This is a genomic window from Oryzihumus sp. (assembly GCF_054325275.1).
Genome location: NZ_JBTCWL010000021.1, coordinates 26,797 through 51,722, shown reverse-complemented (window position 1 = coordinate 51,722; position 24,926 = coordinate 26,797). Strand labels below are relative to the sequence as shown.

Sequence of the window (24,926 nt, the reverse complement as noted above, 5' to 3'; positions counted from 1 at the left end):
GCTCGTCAGGGCCAGGTTGCGCATGGCGGTGTCGGGCCTCGCCGTGCGCATCGCCGACCGCACGGCGGTGTCGAAGTCGATGAAGCCGCCGGGCATGTCGACGAGGTCCTGGAGGTCGTTCTCCTTGGCCACGACCTCGTGGACGAGGCTGCCGACGAGCGGCTTGGCCAGACCTGCAGAGATCGGCGTGACGAGCCCGACCCAGTGGCTCGACAGCGACGGGGTCAGCAGCGGCACGGTCTGGATCCGCCGCGGCGACAAGCCGGCCACCCGCGCATACCGCTGCATCATGTCCCGGTAGGTGAGCACGTCCGGGCCGCCGACGTCGAAGCCCCGGTTGACCTCCGCCGGCATCGCGGCCGACCCGACCAGGTAGCGCAGCACGTCGCGCACCGCGATCGGCTGGATCCGGGTGTTGAGCCACTTCGGGGTGACCATCACCGGCAGCCGCTCGGTCAGGTAGCGCAGCATCTCGAACGACGCCGACCCCGACCCGAGGATCACCGCCGCCCGCAGCACCGTCGTCGGCACGCCGCTGGCCAGCAGGATCTCGCCGACCTCGCGCCGGGAGTCCAGGTGCGGGGAGAGCTCCTCGCCCTCGGGGTAGAGCCCGCCGAGGTAGACGATGCGCCCCACCTTCGCCTCGCGCGCCGCCACCGCGAACGTGCGCGCCGTGTGCCGGTCGCGCGACTCGAACCGCCGCCCGGTGCCCAGGGCGTGGATCAGGTAGTAGGCGACGTCGACGCCCTCGAGCGCCTCGCGCACCTGCGCCGGGTCGGAGGCGTCGGCCTTGACCACCTCCACCTGGGCGCGCCACTCGCGGTCGCGCAGCCGTTCGGGGTGGCGGGCCATGGCCCGCACCCGGTATCCAGCGGCGAGCAGCTCGGGCACGAGGCGGCCACCGATGTAGCCGGTCACCCCCGTGACGAGGACGAGCGGGGCGCGGTCGGGCGATCCGTCAGGCGTCGTCATGCGCTCCAGTCTCTCCGATCCCGGCGACGCTGCCCACGGGGGAGCGGCGCGGGACGTGCGGGGCCTACGCCAGCAGCGAAAGGGTGACGACCCGGCATACGGCCTGGGGGATGATGTGCCGGTGAGTGAAGCCTTCGACGCCGTTGATGTCATCGTCGCCAAGCGCGACAAGCACGAGCTGTCCGACCCCCAGATCGACTGGGTGATCGACGCCTACACCCGCGGCGTGGTCGCCGACGAGCAGATGTCCTCGCTGGCGATGGCGATCCTGCTCAACGGCATGAACCGTCGTGAGATCAGCCGCTGGACCGACGCGATGATCCGCTCGGGGGAGCGGATGGACTTCTCCACGCTGTCCCGGCCGACGTCGGACAAGCACTCCACCGGCGGGGTCGGCGACAAGATCACCCTGCCGCTGGCGCCGCTGGTCGCCGCGTGCGGCGTCGCCGTGCCGCAGCTCTCCGGCCGCGGGCTGGGCCACACCGGCGGCACCCTGGACAAGCTGGAGTCCATCCCCGGCTGGCGCGCCGACCTGACCAACGAGCAGATGATGCGCCAGCTCGAGGAGGTCGGCGCGGTCATCTGCGCGGCCGGCGCGGCGCTGGCCCCGGCCGACAAGAAGCTCTATGCCCTGCGCGACGTCACCGGCACGGTCGAGGCGATCCCGCTCATCGCCAGCTCGATCATGAGCAAGAAGATCGCTGAGGGCACCGGCGCGCTGGTGCTCGACGTCAAGGTCGGCTCCGGGGCGTTCATGAAGGACGTCGAGCAGGCCCGCGAGCTGGCCCGCACGATGGTCGACCTCGGCACCGACGCGGGGGTTCGCACGGTCGCGCTCCTCACCAACATGCAGGTGCCGCTGGGCCTGACCGCCGGCAACGCCCTGGAGGTGCGCGAGTCGGTCGAGGTGCTCGCCGGGGGCGGCCCCGAGGACGTCGTCGAGCTGACCCTGACCCTGGCCCGCGAGATGCTCGCCGCCGCCGGGCGTTCGGATGTCGACCCCGCCGATGCGCTCAAGGATGGCCGGGCCATGGACGTGTGGCGGCGCATGATCTCAGCGCAGGGCGGCGACCCCGACGCCGAGCTGCCGGTGGCCAAGGAGTCACACGTCGTCTACGCCCCCGCCGACGGCGTGCTCACCTCCCTCGACGCGCTCCAGGTCGGTGTCGCGGCCTGGCGCCTCGGGGCCGGGCGCGCCCGCAAGGAGGACCAGGTGCAGGCCGGCGCCGGCGTCGAGATGCACGCCAAGCCGGGCGCGACCGTCCGAGCCGGCGAGCCGCTGCTGACCCTGCACACCGACACCCCGGAGAAGTTCGACCGCGCCCTCGAGGCGCTCGAGGGCGCCTACTTCATCGCCCCCGAGGGCTCGCGCCCCGACCTGCTGCCGCTGGTGATCGACCGCATCAGCTGAGGCTTCGTCGCACCGGGAATGGGGGCCAGGCCTTCACGAGGACGGGTTCGGCGTCGGTCCAGATGATGACGTCGACAGCGCTGACGGGTTCGCCAACTGGGTGAGTCGGCTGCGGTCGCTGCCTGCGCGCATGTGGTGGATCGTCGATGGTGAGGCGGTGCTGGGCGGCATTGCCCTGCGCACGGTGACCAACGAGATGGTGGTGCGGCTCGGGCACGTGGGCTACGGCATCCGCCCGTCGGCTCGGGGCCGGGGGATCGCCACCTGGGCGCTCGGTGAGGTGCTTCCCCATGCACGGGCGGCCGGCTTGAGCCGTCTGCTGCTGGTGTGCCTGGACGACAACGTGGGCTCGATCAGGACCATCGAGCGAAACGGTGGGGTCCTGGAGAGGGTGAGCAACGACGGCCACAACCTCGTGCGGCGCTACTGGATCGACCTCTGACCGAGGTGCAGGCAACCTCGTCTGAGCCTTGGTGGACTCACGCCGGCCCGGCGGTGTGTGCAGGGCCGGCCACCCCGTCCGTGCTTATGCTCGACGTGAGAGCCGAGGGCCGGGGAGGGCAACATGCGCGTGGAGGCCGTGGACGAGCGGGACAGCACCTGGGAGGACCATCGACCAGTGTTCCGCGTGTACCTCTTCCACGGCACCGGCAGTGACGAGCCGCCGTGGACCACGAGCACCTTCGACATCCGGGACGCGGACGTCATCGACGCCGTGGGTTGGGCCCAGTCCCACGTCGGCGACGGTGACCTCTATGCCGTGGCCCTTGTCGGGGCGGACGGTGAGGGCCGGCGAGGATTGACGTGGCTGGTTGGGGCCGACGCGAACGACACGCCGCGCACCGGCACCGAGGAGGCCCTGCACCGTCGGATGCGCGAGCTGCGGGACCGTCGCCTCCGGCTGGACGAGCGCTGACCGACGTCGAGGGCATTGATCTGCAGGGTGAGGTCGCCGACCTCGGGGTGGGAGCCCGCCTTGTGCCTCAGAACCCAAGCACGACGATCGGCTGCACCGTGCCGCGCCGGTAGTCATCGATAGGTGCGCTGCCGGCTGACCGGTGCATCGCGCACAGCGGCTTGAGCTCGAAGTCCTTGAAGCCGAGTTCCTCGAGCGCCTCCCGTCCGGCGGCATCGAAGACGGACTCATCCTGCTCGATGTGGCCCGCGGCAGCGGTTGGCGCATGAGCCGCCTGTGAATGCACAGGCGGCTCATGCCGGTCCCGGGTCAAGCCCATGCGCCGGGTTCAGCCGGCAGGGGCCTCTGAGCGTGGCCGCGCCGGCACCATCGCTTGCTCACTCGGTCGGGAGGTGCGGGCAAAGCGGCCGACCACCGCCCAGGCCATCACGATGGTGACGAGGATGACGGTCGGCAGGATGAACCGGTTCTGCGCCATGGGTGTGGCGCCGCCCTCACCGGCGAACATCAGGGGCAGGTTGGCCAGATTGAGGCCGATGAGTGCGGCGAGGAGCTTGCGGTCGCCGCGGTAGTAGGCCCAACACGCCAGGCACAGCGCGGTCTCGACGGCGAAGTCCCACCAGGGGTGGGCCTGCAGGTTCAGGCCCAGGGCGGGGTGGGCCAGCCACGGCAGGACCCGGATGTTCGGCTCGTGCTGAATGACATCGAGGACCAGGTGGCTGGCGAACAGCGATCCCATGACAGCGGCGACCTGCGGGCGGTGGGCCAGGTAGCGCAGCGCGGCCCACAGCACCAGCGCGCCACCCAGGCCGAACAGCAGGCTGTGGCTGTAGGGGATGTGCTCCAGGTGCAAGGTGCCGTGGGCGTCGATGGTGGGGTGCTCGATACCGGCGTAGCTCAGGGCGACCCAGGTGAGCTCGGCGGCCTGGGCGGCGGCCATGAACCCCAGCAGGGACCGGGTGGGGTGGTGGCGCTTGGCGACCAGGGCCAGGGAGGTGTGGGCGGCGGCATACATGGTCAGGCTCCTTCGTGGGGGTGAGGTGTGCTGGTGACGGGGGCGGTCCGGGTGGTGGCGAGCCGGCGATCCTCGGTCTCGATGTCGCCGGGGGTGACTGGGCCTGTGAGCACGTGGCGGAAGTGCTGGAACGACAGGGCCGTGGCCCATGCCAGGGCGGTGACCGCGGCGGTGACCGGGCCGCTGGCGCCACGCGCCACCGTGGTGGCGAGCACAACCAACCCGGCCGCGTAACCGGTCAGGTGGGCGACGAAGTCGCGCCGCCGCTGGATCCGGGTGGCCAGCTCGATCCGGTGGGTGGCGTGGTCGGTGGTCATCGAGACCACCGGCCGTCCGCACCCCGGTGTGAGCGCACGGCGTCGGCAAGCGTGCCGCCGGCTACCAGGCCCAGCACCAGGGCGACCGCGTTCCCGGCTCCCGCCAGGGAGACGCCGGCGTGCGGGGCGGCCGCGATGGCGGCGATGACGGCAGCCGCGCCGGCGATTCCAGCGAGGCCGGCAAAGGGGCCCGGCAGGAGCCGCCACGCGGTCCAGCCGGTCACGCCGACCACCGCGCCGACGACGGCTCCGTAGATGAATGCGATGACCATGCTTCCTCCTCAGGGGGTGGTGCTCCTTTCCTGAGGATGACCTTGAGTCAACGCTGTTGTCAACAGTGTTGACCACAATGTAGGTTAGGTTACGTTGAACGACGCAGGAGGAGGCTCGATGGCACCGAAGAAGCGGGCGACCCGCGCCCCGAGGGGATCGCTGTCCCGGGAGAAGGTCCTGGCCGCCGCGCTGGAGCTGGCCGCCGCCGGGCTGGATGCGGTCAGCATGCGTGCCCTGGGGACGGCCCTGGGGGTAGATCCGACCGCGGTCTACCGGTACTTCCGCACGAAGGACGAGCTCCTGACGGCCATGGCGGACGCGGTGGTCGCCAGTGACCGACCTTTCCCCGAGACGGGGGATCCGGTCCAGGATCTGGAGGAGGCGTTCGTGAACCTGCGCAGGTCGCTGCTGGAGCACCCGGCGCTCGTGCCGGTGGTGGCGCGGCGACCGCCTGCCGGCGAAGCCACGCAGGAAGGCACCGTCAGAGTCATCGGGATCCTGACGGATTTCGGGCTGGACGCGGCTACTGCAGCCGCTGCCTTCCAAGCGTTGCTGTTCTACACACTGGGGCACGCCGTGCTTGAGGCCCCGTACGCCCAGATGGACGCCAACGCCACAGAGCTGGAACGCCAGGAGGTTCGCGAAGATCTGAACAGGGGCCACCCGAAGCGGGCGGCTGTGAGGGACGCGACGGCCCAGCTGTATCGCGACATGGATCGCCAGTTCGAGTACGGCCTCAACCTCATGCTGGTCGGTCTCGGCATGCGGCCCCCACCGCGTCCCGCCTGAGTGCCTCCCCGAGCGCCATCAATCGGCACCGGCGCGGCCGGAGGGCGGCGGTTTGACTCACAACGCCGAACGCGGCCACAGGTCCACGATGGCACCCGAGCCCGATCCGGCCTCGCGGCCGGCGGGTCAGCGGCTCCGCGAGGGCCCCCGCGCTGCGGCCAAGCGGTCCACGGTGTCGGGATGGGTGGCGAACAGCAGGTACTCGATCCGGGGTGGGTGGACATCGGTGATGTTGACCTCGGCCAGGCGCAGCTGCATCGCGGCGAACTCGGCGGAGTCACCGGTCAGCCGCAGGGCATGCCGGTCGGCACGGGCCTCAACCCGACGGGAGACAAGGTTCTGTGCCGGGCCGCTGACCAGGCCTGCCACCGCCACCGCGGCGAGCACCAACCCCATCGCGGTCGGCGAGCCGATGGAGTTCACCCCGGCTCGGCGTAGCAGGGCACCCCACTGCCCCAACAGGTAGAGCGCGACCACTGCCGCCGCTGCCACGATCGCCCCCACCAGCGCGGCTAGTTCGGCGTCCCGGTCCCTGGTGTGGCCCAGCTCGTGCGCGACGACACTGCGTACCTCACCTGGAGGCGCCTCGCGCAGCAGCGTGTCGTAGACCACGATGCGCCGGGTGCGTCCCAAGCCGGACACGTACGCGTTGAGCCCGGTCGTGCGCCGCGACGCGTCCGCGACCAGCACATCGCGCACCGGTATGCCGTCCCGAGCCGCCATCATGCGCAACTCATCACGCAGCGGGCCCGCCGGCATCGGGGTGAACGTGTTGAACACCGGCTCGACCAGAACCGGGAAGACGAACGAGAGCAGGACCACCACGACGGCGGCACCCACGGCACCGAACGCCCACCACCAGTCGGGCACGAGCTGGGTCAGCGTGTAGAACCCGCCGAGCACCACAGCGCCGATCACCGCCCCGACCGCGCATCCCTTGAACAGGTCCGCCGCCCAGCCGCCCCAGTCCTGGGTGGACAGCCCGTAGTCGCGCAGCACGCTGTGGCGCCACGCACTAAACGGCAGTGCCACCAACCACAGCATCATCATGATGACCAGACCGCCCACCAGAGCCTGCGCCAGCCAGTGCCCGCCGAACGGCAGGCCCACCCAGACGACGATCCGGGCACCTGCCGGGGTCAACCCGAGCAGCAGGGGAACCACCAGTCCTACCAGCAGAGAACCGTACGAACTGGGGCGCAGCGCGGCGTGCAGCGCCCGACCTCTGGTGACCACGCCAGCCGGCACGTCGGCCAGCGCCGCCGCTCGCTCGGCGCGGGTCGGGCTGGGCACCCGCCAGGGCACCAGCGTGATCGCCGCGACGGTCAGCACGATGCCGAGCGCGACCAGCGCCACCAGAGCCCACCACGTCGGGGTCAGGCCATCCCTCCCTGTCACCGACAATGCTGGTTCAGCCGCCGCCACAATGCCGAGGTTCGGCAGGTCGACAGGCGGCAGAGTGACGCACAGCTGCCGGACGCTCAGCACGCGCCCGAAGCGCAATCGGAAGCTCAACGGGTGCCACGCTCGCGATCCTGCCATTGCGGACCCGTCAACAGGAGCCACTCTTGACACAGAGGGAGCCAGATCCGGAAGAGCGCAGGCCCGCCGGCTGGCGGCGGAAGGACGCACTCACCGCGGCGGGTCCGCCCGTGGGATGTGCGCCTCGACGGCCGGCTGCGCCGGGTCGATGAGTTGGAAGTGGGTTTTGAGGCACGCCCACGGGCACATGTTGCACACTTGGCACTGCCGGCTCGCGCCGTGAGCTGTGCCGCCGACCGGGGGGACTGCATGAAGCAGCGCGTCGTGAGTGACTCAGCCGACTCTTACCCAGCGACGTTCGTTTCGAAGCCTTGGGGACGCGAGATGATCTTCGCCGAGATTGACGATCTGTATGTGGGAAAGGTCCTGTACGTCGATGCCGGCGAGTCCCTCAGCCTGCAGGTCCACACCGAGAAGACCGAGACGATCTGCGTGATCGCGGGGCGGGGCCGTCTGGAGTTCGGTGCAGACGCCGCCGCACTGGAGTGCGCCACGTCTGGACCGGGTGAAGCCGTGCACCTCGCCGCCGGGGTTCTCCATCGACTCATCGCCGAAGAGGATCTCGTCCTGGCGGAGGTCTCCACGGCCTTCTCCGGCTGCAAAGAGGACATCGTCCGAGTTTGACGATCACTATGGACGCTCGGGGACGAGGGCGCCTTAGGCGGTAGGCCTGCTTTCGCCACCAGGTCGCACGTACTCAGCAGGAGGTCCTCGCCTACGAGGCGAGGAACAGGGCGCCGAACGCGGCCGAGGACCGGACCCGACGAGCGGCCAATCGGCGGTCCATTTCGTCCTCCAGGGCGGTTAGCCAGTGCAGCCGACCGCCTCCGGTTCCGGCATCCTCGACCGCGACCCGAGCGCGCACCAACGCGCGCAGGAGGTCGGCGTCGCTGAAGAGGGATTCGAGCGAGACGGTCATGACAGCCCCCCTGACTTTCTGACGATTCGTCAGAAGGTACTGATGAAAGCGCTACCAGCTCCGAGCCCTTCGATTCACCTTGCGCCATTCTTGAGGAATTCCCAATTTCCGGCTCCGCGGCGCCTCTCGGCGCGGTGCGGTCTTTCCCGACTGACAACGCTCTCGCAATCTCGACCAGCCCTTCTTCTGCCGCCGGGAGCGGCCGCTGGCCATCCGCGAATGACACACGCCAACGGATCCCTCTGGCGCGCGGGTGTCACCCCAACGCGTGGTGGACTGCTTGCTGTTCGACGAGGACCAGGGCCACGTCGTCGTTGATCTGGTGTCCCACGTGATCGGTCAGGTCGCTCAGCAAGCCGTCCAGGGCGTTGCCGAGCCGGCCCGTGCCCAGGGCGGTCGCCCTGTGTGCGAGGGGGAAGAAGTCGCCATCATGGTCGCGGCCTTCCATGATGCCGTCGGTGTAGAAGAGGAGCCGGGCGCCCTCAGGCAGATCGACAGTCACGGGGCACGGTGACGGACCCAGGCCAAGCGGCGGCTCGGGGGCCCCGGTGTCCACCAACCTGCCGGGGTCCTTCCCCGTGAGCAGCATGGGTGGGGGGTGGCCGCAGTTCACCAGGGTGACCGAAAGGTCCTCGTGGAACTCGGCCAGCAGTGCGGTGACGAAGTCCTCGTCCCCCGCCACGGAGGTCACCACGTGGTCCAAATCGGTGGCCACAGCGGTCAGGGACGGCTCCCTGACCGCCGCTTGGCGGAACCCTGCGAGAACGGTCGCGGCCATCTGGACTGCATCCAGCCCCTTTCCCCTTGCGTCACCCACGACCATGCGCACCCCGGCCGGGGTCTGGACCACCTCATACAGGTCGCCGCCGACGAGGGCTTCGTGCGTCGCCGAGACGTAGCGCGCGGCGAAGCCCAGCGAGCCGATCGAGGAGGGCATGGCCGGAAGGAGCGCCCGTTGCGCGGCCTCGGCGATGGCAGTCATGTGCCGCAGGCTTTGTTCGCGCCGGACCCGGACCATGGCCAGCGGGACTGCCAGGGCCCCGATGGCCAGGGTCGTGGCCAGGCGAATCCACCATTCCACCGTGCCCCAGTTGTGGTTCCACAGCGCAGATAGTGCAGCCAGGGCAAAGGCCGCCACGGCCACCGCCGCAGTACGCCTCACCGTGGTCAGGGCGCTGGCCACGATGGCCGCAATGGCGAAGGCGCCGCTGACCACCACAGTGGCTGGCAGAAGTGAGTCGATGAAGACCATGGCGGCCAGGACCCCCAGCGGGATGACCAGGTCGCGCCTCTGAAGCCACCGGCTAGTCGCCATCTCGGACCGCCTCCCGGGAAGCTGCATGTCAACGCGCCACCGCCTCCCGACCATAGCCGGAAGGCGGTGGAGCCGCCTCGGACGCCTTGCTCCTCATTCGCAACTCGCAGCGGCACCCTGGCCTGCTGAGTACCAAGTGCTCACGAGTAAGCGTGAGGTTGCGGCGTCAGTGGCCGCGAGGACACCCTGCGTGAACCTTTCGGCGATCCGTTGATGGCCGGCTGCGTTCGGGTGATCGGTGACCGGGTCAGATGTAGAGGGCAGGCCACGACGGCGGCCACGGTCGAGCAGCACGTGGGTGGATTGTCCTGGCGCATGCCCCAGGCAGGGTCGCGCGGATCGCACGCGGGACGCTGCCCGGCAGCTGGGCGGGCGCTGGTGCGGGGTGCCTGTCCTTCACGCCATCCCTCCTTCCGCGCGGCGAGGAATGCCGTGGGGCGCCGCCAAACGAATTGCAGCGGACCTCGGTCGCGTCGGTGGCGGATCACCCTGCTGGGGTGATGTGCCCGGGGCTCAACCGGATGATCGTGTGCCGGGTGTGTATCGATGGGGGCCCCAAACGAGCTGGACACGGTGATGCTTGCCATCCCATCGTGGGGGCGCGGCCTGTCGGGGCTCAGGCGCCCAGACCGAAGCCCGCCGGACCGGAACGCCGGCTGCCGGGCTTCCGTGGCCCTCTCAACTCCCAAAGGTGCCATCGCGAGAACCGGCACCCAACGCACGCGGGAGCCCTTGTATGTCGCGTCGATGCAGTTCGGAGGTAGCTGATGGGACTTTTCAGCCACGAAGGCCTCTCGCTGGGCTATCGGTTCAAGTACCGCATGAAGAAGATCGGGTTGATCTTCGGTGGCCCGGCCCAGCTGGACGAAGCGCACGACCCCAAGATGCGGCTGAAGAGGGAGAAGGAAGACCGCAGGGAGGCCTGGCACCGCGAGCACGACCCGGACTCCCCGCCCCCGCAGTAGACACCGCGGGCGGCGTGGCGCCGCCCGTCGTTGGGTTGTACGTCGGCAGGCGCAGGGAGTTGTTCCAGGGATGCGAGCTTCAGTTCCGGGTCTCGACCTGGTCCGCCATTACCGTGGCGGTTACCTGCGTGCGGACCTGGTGGCTGGGCTGATCCTCACCGCCCTCCTCGTACCCCAAGGCATGGCCTACGCCGAACTGGCAGGGCTGCCGCCCATCACCGGTCTGTACACCTCGATCATGTGCCTGCTCGGCTACGCCGTGTTCGGCCCGTCCAGGATCCTCGTCCTGGGCCCCGACTCGTCTCTCGGGCCGATGATCGCGGCCACGATCCTTCCCCTGGCCGGTGCTCAAGGCGACCCCAAACGCGCAGTGGCGCTGGCCTCGATGCTGGCCCTGCTGGTCGGCGCGGCCACCACAGTGGCCGGTCTGGGCCGCCTGGGTTTCGTGGCCGACCTGATCTCCAAGCCGACGATGATCGGCTACATGAACGGCCTGGCCCTGACCATCCTGGTGGGACAGCTGCCAAAGCTGTGCGGCTTCTCGGTCGACGGGAGCGGCTTCCTGTCCGAGCTGGCCGGGTTCGCACACGGTGTCCTCGGCGGCGAAGTCGTCGCCGCGGCCCTGATCATCGGCCTGGTCGGTCTCGGCATCATCATGGGCCTCCAACACTGGCTCCCCCGCATCCCGGGAGTCCTGGTCGCGGTCGTCCTCTCGATCGCGGCGGCGAGCCTGTTCGACCTGGCAGCCCGCGGCGTCTCCCTGGTGGGGAAGCTGCCCAGCGGGTTTCCCCCGCTCACCATCCCCAAGGTCGACCTGGCTGACGTCGCTGCCCTCCTGGCCGGCGCGTTCGGAATCGCCTTGGTCTCGCTGACCGACACCATCTCCACCGCGTCCTCCTTCGCCGCCCGAAGCGGGGAGGAGGTCGACGGCAACCGCGAGATGATCGGCATCGGGGCAGCCAATCTCGCCGCCGGCCTCTTCCAGGGGTTCCCCGTCAGCACCAGCGGCTCACGCACGGCAGTGGCGCAGACCTCCGGGGCCAGGACCCAGGTCACGGGTGTCGTGGGTGCGGTCACCATCACCGTGATGCTGCTCTTCCTGCCAGGTCTGCTGCGCAACCTCCCTCAGCCCACCCTGGCCGCGGTCGTCATCGCCGCCTCGGTCAGCCTGGCCGACCTGCCGGGCCTCACCTCCCTGTACCGCCGGCGCCGTACTGAGTTCGCACTCTCGGTCGCCGCGTTCGCCGGCGTCGTGCTCCTGGGCGTGCTCCCGGGCATCGCCATCGCGGTCGCGCTGTCCATCGGCAACGTCTTCCGCCGCGCCTGGTGGCCCTACCACACCACCTTGGGGCGGACACCCGACCTGCCCGGTTACCACGACGTGCACAGCTACCCGCAGGCACAGCAGATCCCCGGATGCGTCATCTTCCGGTTCGACGCACCCCTCTTCTTCGCCAACACCCGGGCCTTCCGCGAAGAGGTGCGGCACCTGGCTGCGTCCGAACCGCGCCCGCGCTGGATCATCATCGCCGCCGAGCCGGTGACCGATGTGGACACGACCGCCGCAGACATGCTCAAGGACCTGGACCAGGACCTGAACACCAGAGACATCAACCTCGTCTTCGCCGAGATGAAGGACCCGGTCCGAGCCAAGATCGAACGGTACGAGCTCACCGGAACCATCAACCCCCGCCACTTCTATCCCACGGTCGACGCCGCGGTCCAAGCATTCCTCGCCAGGCCCACCGACGGCGGTTCCACGCTCCCCACGGCGACCTCCACCGCCCCGGAACCGACGGACCACCCCTCGCCATCCCCAGGGCCGAGCCTTTCCCCTGACTGAGCTCGACGGTCGTCACCACGTGTTTGCGTGCCGCATGACGGACGCGGGATGGACACTGCTCCGATGACGAGGCCTTGAGGTGACTACGGCGCTTCCTGTCTCTGGGCTGTCACCAGACCGGTGCGCGTTTCGTTTGGACCATTCGGTTATCCGCACCCAGGCGAGACTCGGCCCTGCCATCGCGGCGGAAAGATTGCGCCGTTGCCGCCGAGGGGCGGACCGAGGTCCGCCGGGCCCGGACGGCAGGGGAGTGGCACGGCATGCGGCCGTCGCAGCCCCGCTGAGCAGGGAGGTACCGTGACCGGGTGCCCCGACTGATCACCACTCCCACGCGCATCCCCGTCCCCGGCGGCAAGGTCATCGACGAGCACGTCGGCCGGGTCACCACCGGCACCGACGCCGTCTCGGTCGCCCACATGATCGCCCCGCCCCACTGGGACGAGCCGTTCCAGACGCCGGCCTTCGACGAGGTGACGCTCGTGCTCAAGGGCAGCGTCATCGTCGAGCACGACGGTGGCACGACCACGGTCACCGCGGGGCAGTCGATCATCACCCACGCCGGGGAGCGGATCCGCTACTCCACCGGCGACGAGGGCGCGGAGTACGTCGCCGTCTGCACCCCCGCCTTCTCCCCGGACACCGTCGGCCGGGAGGAGTGAGCGTGCTGACCGACGACCAGATCCGGCGCGCCCCCAAGGCCCTGCTGCACGACCACCTCGACGGCGGACTGCGCCCCCAGACGATCATCGAGATCGCCGAAACCGTTGGCTACCAAGGGCTTCCGGCCACCGACGCCGAGGCGCTCGGCCAGTGGTTCCGCGACAGCGCCGACTCCGGCTCGCTCGAACGCTACCTGGAGACCTTCGACCACACCCTGGCCGTGATGCAGACCGTCGACGGCCTGCAGCGCGTGGCCCGCGAGTGCGTGGAGGACCTGGCCGGCGACGGCGTCGTCTACGCCGAGATCCGCTACGCCCCCGAGCAGCACCTGCAGGCCGGGCTGTCCCTGGAAGACGTGGTCGAGGCCGTCAATGAGGGCTTCCGCCAGGGCGAGAAGCGCGCCGCCGACGCCGGGCACCCGATCCGGGTCACCGCCCTGCTGACCGCGATGCGCCACGCCGCCAAGAGCACCGAGATCGCCGAGCTGGTCGTGCGCTACCGCGACCAGGGCGTGTCCGGGTTCGACATCGCCGGCGCCGAGGCCGGCTTCCCGCCCACCCGCCACCTCGACGCGTTCGAGTACCTCCGTCGCGAGAACGCCCACTTCACCATCCACGCCGGTGAGGCCTTCGGCCTGCCGAGCATCTGGGAGGCGATCCAGTGGTGCGGCGCCGACCGGCTCGGCCACGGCGTGCGCATCGTCGACGATCTCAGCGTCGGCGACCTGCCCTACACCGCCGACCCGGCCCGCTTCTCCGCGGCCGACCCGGCCGAGGTCACTCTGGGCCGGCTGTCCTCCTACGTGCGCGACCGGCGCATCCCGCTGGAGATGTGCCCGAGCAGCAACCTGCAGACGGCCGCGGCGGACTCGATCGCCCACCACCCGATCACCCTGCTCAAGCGGCTGAAGTTCCGGGTCACCGTCAACACCGACAACCGGCTCATGAGCGGCACGTCCATGTCCCGCGAGATGGGCCTGCTCGTCGCCGAGGCCGGCTGGACCGTCGAGGACCTGCGCTGGGTGACCATCAACGCGATGAAGTCCGCGTTCATCCCCTTCGACGAGCGGCTCGCCATCATCGAGGACGTCGTCAAGCCCGGGTATGCCGCGCTGCTCGCCGAGGCGGGCACCGCCCCGGCCTGACCGCTCCCCACGCGCACCACCCCGCCGAGCGGGCAGGTCCAGCTCGGCGGGGTCACCCGATGGTGGGGCGCGCGGTCGGTGGGCGAACACGGCGGCCGTCCCGTCAGCCGAGGTGGGTGTCGGGGGTGTCCGGCGCGTCCGGGGTGTCCGGGGCCTCGGGCTGGGTGGCCTCGGCCTGGTCGTGCTGGAACTCGGTCAGGAGCCGGCCGGTGCGGGCGATGACGTAGACCTTGACCTCCGAGCCGTCGCTGCGCACGAGCTTGACCTTCCACTCCGCCCCCGCCGGGCCGAGGTCGGAGTCGACCGAGTCGAGCCGGGCGTGGGTGCTGCGCTCGGCCAGGCTGACCGCCTGCGCGACCGTGATCGCGGCGGGCTGCGTCGCCGGCTTCGCGGCCGACGTGGTCGGGCCCGTCGAGGGGGAGGAGGTGGTCGGCGTGACCGGGGTGTCGGCCATCGCCATGCCGGCGTTGACGTCCTGGACGGTCTGCGCGGCGGTGCTGCGGGTGGGGGCCTGCTGGCCGACCATCGTGGCGGCCACGGTGCCGCCGGTGACGACGACGGCCGCGCCGGCCGCCGCCAGACCGATCCGGAGGGAGTGCTGGGTGAGGTTCATGGGTGGTTCCTTTGCGTCGGGGGCGACCCGGGTGGTCGCTTGCCGCCAACGCTCGTGCAGAACCGCCAGCCCGCAGAAGCCCACCTGGGTGTCCGAAACCCCCACCTCGCCACGACGCTGCCCGGCGTGAAGACGCGGGGAAGCCGCCCGGGGTCAGGCCAGGGTGTCGGGCTGCATGAGGCGCCGGCGCAGCTGGTCCTCGCGCTGCAGCCGCTCGGTGTCCCGGCGGCGGCGGTCGGCGAGGACCGCGGCGAGCACCGCCTCCGGGTGGCTGCCCGGGGGAGGCGGCGGCGCGGCATACCGCAGGACGTCCGTGAGCAGCTCCTGGCTGAGCTGCGTGCGGGCGGCGGGGCTCATCTGACCGGCCCGGGCGAGGAACTGGCGCGTGGCCATGGCGAGGTGGTCGGGCAGCGCCGCCAGGTCGGCGGTGGTGGCCCACGACGCGAGCGGCCACGGCATCTGCGGCGGCGCCACGAGCTGCGGGCGCACCCGCTCGCGCACGACGTAGGTGCCGGCGGCCAGGTCACCGAACCGCTTGCCCTTGCGGTTGAACAGGGCGCACGTGAACGCCGGCGCCATGAACAGCGGCGGCAACCAGATCTCGACCACCCCGATCAGCGCCCGGGTGAGCGCGTGCCGGAAGCCGATCGGGCCGGCGTCGTCGCGCACGGTGCGCAGGCCGGTGGCCGCCTTGCCGAGGCTGCGGCCCCGGGTGAGCGTCTCGACGGTGGTCGGCAGCACCACCATGGCCAGCACCGTGGCCGTCAGGAAGACCGTCGCCGCGACGGCGTCGTCGGCCCCGCTGGTGACCAGGACCGCGAGCCAGAACAGGACGAAGAGCACCACGCCGGCGACGAACAGGTCGAGGGCCCCCGAGAGCACCCGCATGCCGAGGCCGGCGGCGGGCAGGTCGAGGGCGACGGCCTCACCGGTGACGAGGTCGTCCTCGCCGACGCCCAGGGTTGCGCTGTCCACGTTCGCAGCCTAGGGCCACGGCGCTGGCCCTAGGCTGTCCGCCGTGGATCTCGACGCGTTCGTGGCGGCGCACCAGGGGGAGTGGCAGCGGCTGGACGCGCTTGCGCGGCAGCGGCGGCTCTCCGGGGCGGAGGCCGACGAGATCCTCGACCGCTACCAGCGCGTGGCCACGCACCTGTCCGTGGTGCGCTCCGCGGCGCCGGACCCCAGCCTGGTGACCTACCTGTCCTCGCTGCTGGCGCGGGCGCGGGCCCGCTCGGCCGGCACCCGGTCGGTCGCCTGGCGCGACCTCGCGATGTTCTTCACCGACACGTTCCCGGCGGCGCTCTACCGCACCCGGCGCTGGTGGATCGCCACGGCGCTGGCCAACGTGGCGGTCGCCTTCGTCATCGGCTGGTGGCTGCTGGCGCACCCCGCGGTGGAGTCCTCGCTGCTCTCGCCCGCCGAGGTCGACCAGCTCGTCCGGGTGGACTTCGCGCACTACTACAGCGAGTACGCCGCGTCGCACTTCGCGGCGAAGGTGTGGACCAACAACGCCTGGGTCTCGGCGCTGTGCATCGCCTCCGGCGTACTCGGCCTGCCGGTCATCTACCTGCTGCTGGAGAACGTCCTCAACGTCGCGATCATCGGCTCGATCATGGTCCACCACCACCGGGCGTCGGTGTTCTTCGGCCTGATCCTGCCGCACGGCATCCTCGAGCTGACCGCGGTGTTCATCGCCGGGGCGACCGGGCTGCGGCTGTTCTGGTCGTGGGTCGAGCCCGGGCCGCGCACCCGCACCCAGGCCGTGGCCCGTGAGGGGCGCTCGGCCATCGCGGTGGCGCTCGGACTGGCCGCGGTGCTCGCCGTCTCCGGCGTGATCGAGGCGTTCGTGACGCCCTCGCCGCTGCCGACGTGGGCCCGGGTCGGGATCGGCGTGCTGGCCGAGGCGGCGTTCCTGACCTACGTGTTCACCGCCGGCCGGTGGGCGGTCCGACGCGGCGCCACCGGTGACGTGAGCGCCGAGGACGCGGGGGCGCAGGCGCCGGTCGTCGGCTGAGCTGGTCCGCAACGGGCGCGGCATACCGGCTTTGCGCTTGAAGAAGTCCGGATGGCGGTGTCGGATCGGGGCAGGGCTGTTCGTAGCAGGGGTGAGCGGCGCCCGTGAGGGGCGCCCCAGACCACAGGAGATGACCTGAGATGCAGTATCTGGTTTCCGTGATCGACGACGGCACCGGCCCGGACACCGCGACCGAGCAGGCTGCGATCGATGCGTTCAACGACCGGCTCCGGGCCGAGGGGCACTGGGTCTTCGCCGGCGGCCTCGGGTCGCCCGACCCGGCCACCGTCGTCGACAACCGGGGTGGCGAGGCGATCGTCACCGACGGCCCCTTCGTGGAGTCGAAGGAGTACATGGCCGGCTTCTGGATCATCGAGGCCGCGGACCTGGACGTGGCGCTCAAGCTCGCCACCGAGGGGTCGAAGGCGTGCAACCGCAAGATCGAGGTGCGTCCGTTCCTGTGAACCGGACCGAGGTCGGCGAGGCGATCACCCGGGTCCACCACGAGCAGTGGGCGCGGGTGGTCGCCGCCCTGGCCCGGCGCTTCGGCGACCTCGACATCGCCGAGGAGGCGGCGGCCGAGGCGTTCGCGACCGCGGTCGAGCGGTGGCCGGCCGACGGCGTCCCGCCCAACCCCGGCGGCTGGCTGACCACGACCGCCACCCGCAAGGCCATCGACCGGATCCGACGCGAGCACAAGCGGGACGACAAGCAGAAGGAGGCTCAGATGGTGCTCGATGACGACCCGCCCGAGCCTCTCGGCGCCGTCGACGACGAGCGGCTGCGGCTGATCTTCACCTGCTGCCACCCGGCGCTCGCGATGGAGACCCGCGTGGCGCTGACGCTGCGCATGGTCGGCGGTCTGACCATGCCCGAGATCGCCCGCGCGTTCCTGGTGCAGGAGACGACCATGGCCCAGCGGATCACCCGGGCCAAGGCCAAGATCAAGGCCGCCCGCATCCCGTATCGCGTGCCGTCCGCGGAGGACCTCCCGGCACGCGTCTCCGGCGTCCTCGCCGTCCTCTTCCTCGTCTTCAACGAGGGCTACCTGGCGAGCGGCCCCGACACCGACCCCGTGCGTCACGACCTGACCGCCGAGGCGATCCGGCTGACGCGCCTGGTCCGTGCACTCCTGCCGGAGGACGGTGAGGTGGCCGGGCTTCTGGCGTTGATGCTCCTCACCGAGGCCCGCCGCACCGCCCGCGTCTCGTCGAGCGGCGAGCTGGTCAGCCTCGCCGAGCAGGACCGAGGTGTCTGGGACGCGGCGCTGGTCGCCGAGGGGCACCAGCTGGTGCGCGAGCGTCTGGCCATGGGGAGGCCCCCGGGCCGCTACCAGGTCCTCGCCGCGATCAACGCCGTGCACACCTCTGCCCGCGACGTGCGCGACACCGACTGGTCGCAGGTCGTCGCCCTCTACGACCAGCTCGTCCGCCTCGACCCGTCACCCATCGTCGCCCTCAACCGGGCCGTCGCGGTCGCTGAGCTCGACGGCCCGGAAGTGGCACTGGCGGCCGTCGACCGTCTCGCGGACACGCTGGCCGGCTACCACGCCTTCCATGCGACCCGCGCCGACCTGTTGCGCCGGTTGGGCCGCAGCCAGGAGTCCCGCGCGGCGTACGACGCGGCCATCGGGCTCACGGGCAACACCGCCGAGATCGCCTACCTGACCCGCCGTCGCGACCAGCTGGGGTAGTGCCCGCGCGAACCGCATGCGGGTCCTCGCCGTGCCATCGGCCCCGAGCGGGTCGTCCCCGTGCCGGCATCCCAGCATGCGAGAGACAATTCCTACTCATTTGATAGGCGATCCCTGAACGGCTAGTTTCGGGGCAGGTCACGAGCTCCAGCGCACAGCCCCGGCTTGCTGGACGGCAACCCTCTCATTCGCGGTGGGGTGCTCCGGGTGAAGACCTGGCTCCGGTCGACCGACCGGAGCAAGCGCGAGGCTCGATGCCTCCATCGAGGACGGAAACCCATGAGGGCCAAGGGATCTGGGAGCAGCGGGCCACCCTCGCTCTACCCGGCCCGGCGTCGGCACGTCGACCTCCTCCGGGTCTCCAGCGCGCTCTGTCGCCGCTGACCAGAGCAGTCCTCCTCCTCTCGCACCAGCGAGAACCCTTCCCCAGCAACGGCTCTGCGCCGGCCGGCCCTCCGCGGGCCAAGTCGCACGGCCGGCGATGCCCCCTGCCCATGAAAGGACCCCTCATGGCTGTCATAGCCACCATCTCCAGCAGTCCCTCCACCGCCTCCCGCACCGACGGGGTGCTCTCCGAGATCTCCCGGCAGCTGCAACAAGCGGGGCACCTCGTCGCCCCGATCGTCCTGCGGGACCTTCCCGCCGGGCCGCTGCTGCGCGGCGACGCCGACGACCCGGACATCGCCGCAGCGGTGGGCAGCCTCGAGGCAGCCGATGCGGTCGTCGTCTCGACCCCGGTCTACAAGGCGGCCTACGGCGGGCTGCTCAAGACCTTCCTGGACCTGCTTCCGCAGTTCGCGCTGCGCGGCAAGGTCGTCCTTCCCGTGGCCACCGGCGGCACGCCCGCACACGTCCTCGCCGTCGACTACGCCCTGCGACCGGTGCTCGCCAGTCTCGGCCCCAGCAGCATCAGCCCGGGCTGGTTCGTCCTGGCCGGCGAGGTCACCCTCTTCGAGAGCGGCGAGGTGCTGCTCGAGGAGTCGGCGGCGCGGCCGCTGCGCGAGGTGACTGCGGTCTTCCTCGACACCCTCGCCGGACGCACCCTCCTCGGCGCCCGCCCCGAGCGCCGCGAGGCGGTGGCCTGATGCGCGCGCGGACCACGACCCGGCTCCTCGTCCTGACCCTGGGCGGCGCCGCTGCCCTCACGGCGTGCTCCCTGCCCTCCACCGAGGCGGCCGGCTCGGCGAAGGGGCCGGTGACCCTGCGCTACCAGGGCTCGGCCAACAACGTCACCCTGCCCGAGCTCGCCGCCGAGCTCGGCTACTTCCCCACGATCCGGCTCAGGTGGGTCGGCAACACCACCAGCGGACCCCAGGACATCCAGTCGGCCGCGACCGGCCAGACCGACTTCGGGGGCGCCTTCTCGGGTGCCGTCGTCAAGCTGGTCGACGCCGGAGCCCCGGTCAAGGCGGTCGTCAACTACTACGGCTCGGACGCCCGGTCGTTCATCGGCTTCTACGTCAAGGACAGCAGCGGCATCCGCACGGCCCGGGACCTCATCGGCAGGAAGATCGCCGTCAACACCCTGGGCGCCCACGCCGAGGCCGTGATCGACACCTACCTGGAGAAGAACGGGCTCACCCCGGCCGAGGTCCAGAAGGTCCAGCTCGTCGTCCTGCCGCCGAACGACAGCGAGCAGGCCCTGCGGCGGGGGCAGGTCGACGCCGCCGCCCTGAGCGGGGTGCTCCAGGACCACGCGGTCGCCGCAGGCGGGCTGCGCTCGCTCTTCAGCGACTACAGCCTGTTCGGCGCCTTCAACGGCGGACAGTACGTCCTGCGCGAGGACTTCATCGCCCAGCACCCTTCAGCCGCAAGGGAGTTCGTCACCGGTGTCGCGAAGGCGATCGAGTGGGAGCGCACCACCCCACGGGACCAGGTCATCGCGAAGTTCACCTCGATCATCACGAAGCGCGGCCGCAACGAGAAGACCGACAACCTCAGGTACTGGAAGAGCGTCGGCATCCCGTCCCGGGGCGGGGCGATCAGCGACGAGGACTTCACGCGGTGGCAGGCCTGGCTCGAGCAGGCCGGGATCGTGGACAAGGGCGACCTCAAGCCGTCCCGCCTCTACACGAACGCGTTCAACGGCCTCGCGACCGGGGGTGCCCGATGACCTCCGGGATCGAGCTGCGTGGCGTCACCAAGGACTTCGTCGTCAGGCCGGGGCGCGGCGGTCCCGGGACGAGCGTCCTGCGTGCCCTCGAGGACGTCTCCCTGTGCGTGCCACCGGGCGAGTTCCTCACGCTCGTCGGGCCGAGCGGGTCCGGCAAGACCACCCTTCTCGACCTCCTCGGCGGGCTCAGCCGCCCCACCGCCGGCAGCGTGCTCGTCGACGGCCGGGAGGTCACCGGGCCCGGTCTGGACCGGGGCATCGTCTTCCAGCAGTACGCCCTGTTCCCCTGGCGCACCACCCTGGCCAACGTCACGTTCGGCCTGGAGCAGCTCGGGCTCACGCGGCGCGAGCGCACGGAGCGGGCCCGGGAGCACCTCGCCCTCGTGGGGCTCGACGGGTTCGAGGACCGCTACCCCCATGAGCTCTCCGGCGGCATGAAGCAGCGAGTGGCCATCGCGCGCAGCCTCGCCTACCGGCCCGGGATCCTGCTCATGGACGAGCCGTTCGCGGCGCTGGACGCCCAGACGCGCGACCAGCTGCAGGATGAGCTGCTGCGGATCTGGCGGGCCACGGGCACCACGGTCGTGTTCATCACCCACCGCATCGAGGAGGCGGTCTACCTCGGTCAGCGGGTCGCCGTCCTCAGCTCGAGGCCGGGGCGGCTCAAGGCCCTCGTCGACATCGACCTCGGCGACCGCCGGTCCACGAACGACCTGCGTTCCGATCCCGCGTTCGTGCGCTACCGCCACGACGTCTGGACCCTCCTGCACGACGAGGTGCGCCGCGCCCAGGAGGCCGGCCACCTCAAGGTCCAGCCCGACGGCACCGAGAGGGCAGCCTGATGAGCACCGCAACCGTCGACACGACCTCCACCACCGCCGACACCCCGGCTGGCCGCCGGAGCACCCCCGCCCCACCCGGGAGCGGTGCGGCTGCGGCACTGCCCAGACCGCACCGCTTACTGCTGGCCCTGGGCAGGGGAGCCCGGCGTTCGGCGGCCGTGGTGCTCTTCCTCCTGCTGTGGGAGCTCGGCCCGCAGTACCTGCTCGACCCCGCCAGGAAGGTGTTCCTGCCGCCCCTGCACGTGGTGCTGCAGGCGTGGTGGGGCCTGGTCGAGGATGGTCAGCTGCAGCAGCACCTGACCGCGAGCCTCGCGCGCTCGGTCACGGGCTTCGGCGTCGCGGTCGTGGCAGGAGTCGCCCTCGGGCTGGTCGTCGCCTGGTACGACGGGCTGCGCGAGCTCCTCACCCCGCTGCTGGAGCTGTTCCGCAACACCGCCGCGCTCGCCCTGCTGCCGGTCTTCGTGCTGCTCCTCGGCATCGGCGAGACCAGCAAGGTCTCGATCGTCGCCTACGCGAGCTTCTTCCCCGTCCTGCTCAACACCATCGCCGGCGTCCGCACCGTGGACCCGTTGCTCGTGCGAGCCGCGCGGTCCCTGGGCCTGAACAGCCTCCAGCTGTTCCAGAAGGTCGTGCTGCCCTCCGCGGTCCCGACGATCTTCACGGGCATCCGGATGGCCGGCACCGCGTCCATCCTCGTCCTGATCGCGGCGGAGATGGTGGGGGCCAAGGCCGGCCTGGGCTACCTCATCGTCAACGCCCAGAGCAGCTTCCAGATCCCAGACATGTATGCCGGGATCCTCACCGTCTCGCTCTTCGGGCTCGTCGTGAACACCGTCCTGGTGCGTGTCGAGCAGCGCTTCTCCCGCTGGCGCGTGGCCGCCTCCGGTCGCTGAGCGACGTCCCACACCCGTTGGAAGGAAACAGGTTTCGCATGACCAACAGGCAACTCCACCTCAACGCGTTCATCATGGCCAACGGCCACCACGAGGCCGCGTGGCGACACCCCGACGTCAACCCGACCGCGTCGCTCACGTTGCAGCACTACGTCGACATCGCCCGCACCGCCGAGCGTGGCCGCCTCGACTCGGTGTTCCTCGCCGACTCGGTCGCGCTGAACGGCAACGTCCGGCACAACACCCACAGCGCGTTCGAGCCCCTGACGCTCCTGGCCGCGCTGGCCGCCTCGACCCGTCACGTCGGGCTCATCGCGACCGCGTCGACGACCTACAACCACCCCTACTCCCTGGCGCGGGCCTTTGCCTCGCTCGACCACCTCAGCGGTGGGCGCGCCGGCTGGAACATCGTCACCAGCGCCGGACAGGACGAGGCCCGCAACTTCGGCCTGCACGGTCGCCCCGACCACGAGGCCAGGTATGCCCGCGCCACCGAGTTCGTCGAGGTGGTCAGGGCGCTGTGGGACTCCTTCGACGAATCGGCCGTCGTCGCCGACCAGGAGTCCGGTGTCTTCGCCGACACCACCCGGATCAGGACGATCGACCACCGGGGCGAGCACTACGAGGTCCGCGGGCCGCTCAACATCCGGCGTCCCGTCCAGGGCCATCCCCTGCTCGTCCAGGCCGGCTCCAGCGACACCGGCAAGGACTACGCCGCCCGCTACGCCGAGGCCGTCTTCACGGCCCAGCAGACCTTCGAGGACGGGAAGGCCTTCTACGACGACGTCAAGGGGAGGCTGCCGGCATACGGGCGCAGTCCCGACGCGCTGCTCATCCTCCCCGGGATCAGTCCCGTCCTCGGCCGCACCGAGGAGGAGGCCAGGGAGAAGGAGGCCCGCCTCAACGCGCTCATCAACCCGGAGTACGGCGTGGCCCAGCTCTCGGCGATGCTCGACACCGACCTGTCGGCCCATGACCTCGACGGGCCGCTGCCGGACGTCGGCACGACGACCGAGGGCAACCAGAGCCGGTTCACCCTCGTCACCGAGCTGGCCCGGCGTGAGGGCCTGACCATCCGGCAGCTCGTCGAGCGACTGGCCGGCGGCCGGGGCCACCGGGTCCTCGCCGGGACCCCGGTGCAGGTGGCGGACGAGATCGAGCACTGGTTCACCGAGGGTGCGGCCGACGGGTTCAACGTCATGCCGCCGACGCTGCCGGGTGGGCTCGACGACTTCGTCGACCTCGTCGTGCCCGAGCTCCAGCGCCGCGGCCTGTTCCGCACCGAGTACACCGGCACCACCCTGCGCGACCACTACGGCCTGGCCAGGCCGGCCAACAGCCACCTCACCGGCACCACCGACAGCCCCGCCACCACGCAGAAGGAGCACGCAGCATGACCATCACCGCCACCGACCGCGACATCCGGCAGATCACGGGGCGCATCGGCGCCGAGGTCGTCGGCGTCGACATCACCGCCGAGCTCGACGCCGGGACCGTCGGCTTCCTCACGCAGGCCCTGCACGAGCACAAGGCGCTCGTCTTCCGGCAGGCACCGCTCGATGACGCCCAGCAGGAGCGTTTCGCCGCGCACTTCGGGCAGCTCACCACCGCGCACCCGACCGTCGCCTCGGCACCCGGTGTCCCGCGCGTGCTGCCGGTGGACAGCGACCGGGGGGTGGCCAACCACTGGCACACCGACGTCACGTTCGTGCAGGCGCCGCCGAAGGCCACCACCCTGGCCAGCAAGACGGTGCCGCCCTACGGCGGTGAGACGCTCATCGCCAACACCGGTGCGGCATACCGGGACCTGCCCGAACCGTTGCGGCTGCTCGCGGACTCGCTGTGGGCCGTGCACACCAACGACTACGACTACGCCCAGCCGGAGGAGGACTGGGACGAGGCCACCAGGGAGCGGCGCGCCGAGTTCAACTCCATCGCCTACCGGACGGCCCACCCCGTCGTCCGCGTGCACCCGGAGACGGGGGAGAAGGGGCTGTTCCTCGGCGGGTTCGCGCAGCGGATCGTCGGGCTGTCGGTCAGCGAGAGCCGGGACGTGATCCGGCTGCTGCAGGCCTACGTCACCCGGCCGGAGAACGTGGTCCGGGTGTCCTGGGAGCCGGACCAGGTCGTCGTGTTCGACAACCGCATCACCCAGCACTACGCGATCGACAACTACGACGGGCTGCCGCGGCGCCTGCACCGGGTCACCGTGGCCGGCGACGTCCCGGTCGGACTCTCCGGCGAGCGCAGCCGGGTGATCGAGGGGGACGCGTCGCACTACACCGCGCCGGCCTAGTCAAGGTCGAGCACCACGGGGCCGCTGCCGTCTCGGTCGGCAGCGGCCCCGTGCGTCGCCGGGCAGCGGCCGGATACGCGGGGTGACCGGCGGGTCACCCGTTCTCGACCCAGGCCGTCCAGGTATCGGGCAGGTCGGCCGGTTCGAGGTCGTTGACCGTCAGGGCGTAGCGGGCCAGCTCGTCGAGGTCCTGCCCGGCGTAGGCCTGACCCCGCGTCACGACGTTTCCGGACCCGTCAAGCACCCGCCACTGCGTGTGGACGCCGTCGTTCGCGAGCCGGGACTGCTTGGTGTACTGCGCCATGGGAACTTCCTCCGCTGGTGAGCCGCGTCTGTGGTGGTGGTTCAGGCGTCCTGAGGTCGACGAGGAACAGGCCGTTT

At 70.9% G+C, this 24,926-nt stretch carries 28 protein-coding genes, 1 pseudogene and 1 riboswitch; of the genes and pseudogenes, 18 read left to right on the top strand and 11 right to left on the bottom strand.

Annotated features, from left to right (window positions below; all coding sequences use genetic code 11):
• The coding region (locus ACXVGS_RS07640) for an NAD(P)H-binding protein (RefSeq protein WP_458536798.1) at positions 1-972 on the bottom strand (972 nt) is incomplete at its 3' end.
• A gap of 121 nt (positions 973-1,093) precedes the next feature.
• Between ACXVGS_RS07640 and ACXVGS_RS07635 the strand changes: the two genes are divergently transcribed.
• The 3 genes and pseudogenes from ACXVGS_RS07635 (at position 1,094) to ACXVGS_RS07625 (ending at position 3,299) form a co-directional block, all read left to right on the top strand.
• Entirely contained in the window at positions 1,094-2,383 is a 1,290-nt protein-coding gene (locus tag ACXVGS_RS07635; protein ID WP_458536797.1) for a thymidine phosphorylase, read from the top strand.
• 85 nt (positions 2,384-2,468) lie between these two features.
• Positions 2,469-2,825 (top strand): annotated as a pseudogene (locus ACXVGS_RS07630) (GNAT family N-acetyltransferase); the annotation flags it as partial.
• A 123-nt stretch (positions 2,826-2,948) separates the two neighbouring features.
• Entirely contained in the window at positions 2,949-3,299 is a 351-nt protein-coding gene (locus tag ACXVGS_RS07625) for a hypothetical protein (RefSeq protein WP_458528986.1), read from the top strand.
• 67 nt (positions 3,300-3,366) lie between these two features.
• Here ACXVGS_RS07625 and ACXVGS_RS07620 read toward each other — a convergent pair whose 3' ends face one another.
• From ACXVGS_RS07620 to ACXVGS_RS07605, 4 genes are read right to left on the bottom strand one after another with little or no spacing between them, the layout of a single operon-like run.
• Positions 3,367-3,585 carry an NUDIX domain-containing protein gene (locus ACXVGS_RS07620; protein ID WP_458528987.1) on the bottom strand — a complete coding sequence of 73 codons (219 nt, stop codon included), beginning with the start codon at positions 3,583-3,585 and terminating at the stop codon, positions 3,367-3,369.
• Positions 3,586-3,627: 42 nt separating this feature from the next.
• Complete coding sequence (locus tag ACXVGS_RS07615) at positions 3,628-4,314, bottom strand: hypothetical protein (RefSeq protein WP_458528988.1); 687 nt, start codon at positions 4,312-4,314, stop codon at positions 3,628-3,630.
• 2 nt (positions 4,315-4,316) lie between these two features.
• Positions 4,317-4,631 carry a hypothetical protein gene (locus ACXVGS_RS07610; RefSeq protein ID WP_458528989.1) on the bottom strand — a complete coding sequence of 105 codons (315 nt, stop codon included), beginning with the start codon at positions 4,629-4,631 and terminating at the stop codon, positions 4,317-4,319.
• On the bottom strand, positions 4,628-4,903 hold the full coding sequence (locus ACXVGS_RS07605) for a hypothetical protein (protein ID WP_458528990.1): 276 nt from the start codon (positions 4,901-4,903) through the stop codon (positions 4,628-4,630). The genes ACXVGS_RS07610 and ACXVGS_RS07605 overlap by 4 nt, the downstream gene beginning before the upstream one ends.
• 118 nt (positions 4,904-5,021) lie before the next feature.
• Between ACXVGS_RS07605 and ACXVGS_RS07600 the strand changes: the two genes are divergently transcribed.
• Complete coding sequence (locus ACXVGS_RS07600; protein WP_458528991.1) at positions 5,022-5,693, top strand: TetR/AcrR family transcriptional regulator; 672 nt, start codon at positions 5,022-5,024, stop codon at positions 5,691-5,693.
• A gap of 126 nt (positions 5,694-5,819) precedes the next feature.
• On the opposite strand, the gene ACXVGS_RS07595 is transcribed toward ACXVGS_RS07600, so the two are convergent.
• Positions 5,820-7,091, bottom strand: a complete 1,272-nt coding sequence (locus ACXVGS_RS07595) for a M48 family metallopeptidase (protein ID WP_458536796.1) — start codon at positions 7,089-7,091, stop codon at positions 5,820-5,822.
• 393 nt (positions 7,092-7,484) lie between these two features.
• On the opposite strand from ACXVGS_RS07595, the gene ACXVGS_RS07590 reads away from it, so the two are divergent.
• A complete protein-coding gene (locus tag ACXVGS_RS07590; RefSeq protein ID WP_458536795.1) occupies positions 7,485-7,859 on the top strand; it encodes a hypothetical protein in 375 nt (124 codons plus the stop codon).
• 91 nt (positions 7,860-7,950) lie between these two features.
• Here ACXVGS_RS07590 and ACXVGS_RS07585 read toward each other — a convergent pair whose 3' ends face one another.
• Complete coding sequence (locus tag ACXVGS_RS07585; RefSeq protein WP_458528994.1) at positions 7,951-8,154, bottom strand: hypothetical protein; 204 nt, start codon at positions 8,152-8,154, stop codon at positions 7,951-7,953.
• A gap of 256 nt (positions 8,155-8,410) precedes the next feature.
• Positions 8,411-9,406, bottom strand: coding sequence for a PP2C family protein-serine/threonine phosphatase (locus ACXVGS_RS07580; RefSeq protein WP_458528995.1), 996 nt, complete (start codon positions 9,404-9,406; stop codon positions 8,411-8,413).
• Positions 9,407-10,236: 830 nt separating this feature from the next.
• Between ACXVGS_RS07580 and ACXVGS_RS07575 the strand changes: the two genes are divergently transcribed.
• The 4 genes from ACXVGS_RS07575 (at position 10,237) to ACXVGS_RS07560 (ending at position 14,081) form a co-directional block, all read left to right on the top strand.
• On the top strand, positions 10,237-10,434 hold the full coding sequence (locus tag ACXVGS_RS07575; RefSeq protein WP_458528996.1) for a hypothetical protein: 198 nt from the start codon (positions 10,237-10,239) through the stop codon (positions 10,432-10,434).
• 70 nt (positions 10,435-10,504) lie between these two features.
• Positions 10,505-12,277, top strand: a complete 1,773-nt coding sequence (locus ACXVGS_RS07570) for a SulP family inorganic anion transporter (protein WP_458536794.1) — start codon at positions 10,505-10,507, stop codon at positions 12,275-12,277.
• A gap of 305 nt (positions 12,278-12,582) precedes the next feature.
• Positions 12,583-12,936, top strand: a complete 354-nt coding sequence (locus ACXVGS_RS07565; RefSeq protein WP_458528998.1) for a cupin domain-containing protein — start codon at positions 12,583-12,585, stop codon at positions 12,934-12,936.
• Positions 12,937-12,941: 5 nt separating this feature from the next.
• Positions 12,942-14,081: an adenosine deaminase gene (locus ACXVGS_RS07560; protein WP_458529039.1), complete on the top strand. Its 1,140-nt coding sequence runs from the start codon at positions 12,942-12,944 to the stop codon at positions 14,079-14,081.
• A 103-nt stretch (positions 14,082-14,184) separates the two neighbouring features.
• Here ACXVGS_RS07560 and ACXVGS_RS07555 read toward each other — a convergent pair whose 3' ends face one another.
• Positions 14,185-14,694: a PepSY domain-containing protein gene (locus ACXVGS_RS07555; protein WP_458528999.1), complete on the bottom strand. Its 510-nt coding sequence runs from the start codon at positions 14,692-14,694 to the stop codon at positions 14,185-14,187.
• A 153-nt stretch (positions 14,695-14,847) separates the two neighbouring features.
• Positions 14,848-15,669, bottom strand: a complete 822-nt coding sequence (locus ACXVGS_RS07550; protein ID WP_458529000.1) for an RDD family protein — start codon at positions 15,667-15,669, stop codon at positions 14,848-14,850.
• A 43-nt stretch (positions 15,670-15,712) separates the two neighbouring features.
• Here ACXVGS_RS07550 and ACXVGS_RS07545 point away from each other — a divergent pair, with 43 nt between their 5' ends.
• From ACXVGS_RS07545 to ACXVGS_RS07505, 9 genes are all read left to right on the top strand, one after another.
• The gene (locus ACXVGS_RS07545) at positions 15,713-16,708 is read left to right on the top strand and encodes a stage II sporulation protein M (protein WP_458535851.1); all 996 of its coding nucleotides are present in this window, start codon (positions 15,713-15,715) and stop codon (positions 16,706-16,708) included.
• A 140-nt stretch (positions 16,709-16,848) separates the two neighbouring features.
• Positions 16,849-17,172: a YciI family protein gene (locus tag ACXVGS_RS07540; protein ID WP_458529002.1), complete on the top strand. Its 324-nt coding sequence runs from the start codon at positions 16,849-16,851 to the stop codon at positions 17,170-17,172.
• The gene (locus ACXVGS_RS07535) at positions 17,169-18,401 is read left to right on the top strand and encodes an RNA polymerase sigma factor (RefSeq protein WP_458531736.1); all 1,233 of its coding nucleotides are present in this window, start codon (positions 17,169-17,171) and stop codon (positions 18,399-18,401) included. The genes ACXVGS_RS07540 and ACXVGS_RS07535 overlap by 4 nt, the downstream gene beginning before the upstream one ends.
• A 136-nt stretch (positions 18,402-18,537) precedes the next feature.
• A riboswitch (SAM riboswitch) is annotated at positions 18,538-18,652 on the top strand.
• 258 nt (positions 18,653-18,910) lie between these two features.
• Entirely contained in the window at positions 18,911-19,486 is a 576-nt protein-coding gene (ssuE, locus tag ACXVGS_RS07530; protein ID WP_458533228.1) for an NADPH-dependent FMN reductase, read from the top strand.
• Positions 19,486-20,514, top strand: a complete 1,029-nt coding sequence (locus tag ACXVGS_RS07525) for an ABC transporter substrate-binding protein (protein ID WP_458529005.1) — start codon at positions 19,486-19,488, stop codon at positions 20,512-20,514. The genes ssuE and ACXVGS_RS07525 overlap by 1 nt, the downstream gene beginning before the upstream one ends.
• Positions 20,511-21,356, top strand: coding sequence for an ABC transporter ATP-binding protein (locus ACXVGS_RS07520; RefSeq protein WP_458536793.1), 846 nt, complete (start codon positions 20,511-20,513; stop codon positions 21,354-21,356). The genes ACXVGS_RS07525 and ACXVGS_RS07520 overlap by 4 nt, the downstream gene beginning before the upstream one ends.
• On the top strand, positions 21,356-22,249 hold the full coding sequence (locus tag ACXVGS_RS07515; RefSeq protein ID WP_458529007.1) for an ABC transporter permease: 894 nt from the start codon (positions 21,356-21,358) through the stop codon (positions 22,247-22,249). The genes ACXVGS_RS07520 and ACXVGS_RS07515 overlap by 1 nt, the downstream gene beginning before the upstream one ends.
• 38 nt (positions 22,250-22,287) lie before the next feature.
• On the top strand, positions 22,288-23,646 hold the full coding sequence (locus ACXVGS_RS07510; RefSeq protein WP_458529008.1) for an LLM class flavin-dependent oxidoreductase: 1,359 nt from the start codon (positions 22,288-22,290) through the stop codon (positions 23,644-23,646).
• Positions 23,643-24,545: a TauD/TfdA dioxygenase family protein gene (locus ACXVGS_RS07505; RefSeq protein WP_458529009.1), complete on the top strand. Its 903-nt coding sequence runs from the start codon at positions 23,643-23,645 to the stop codon at positions 24,543-24,545. Before ACXVGS_RS07510 ends, ACXVGS_RS07505 begins: the two co-directional genes overlap by 4 nt.
• Before the next feature lie 94 nt (positions 24,546-24,639).
• On the opposite strand, the gene ACXVGS_RS07500 is transcribed toward ACXVGS_RS07505, so the two are convergent.
• Entirely contained in the window at positions 24,640-24,849 is a 210-nt protein-coding gene (locus ACXVGS_RS07500; RefSeq protein ID WP_458529010.1) for a hypothetical protein, read from the bottom strand.
• Between the last annotated feature and the right edge of the window lie 77 nt (positions 24,850-24,926).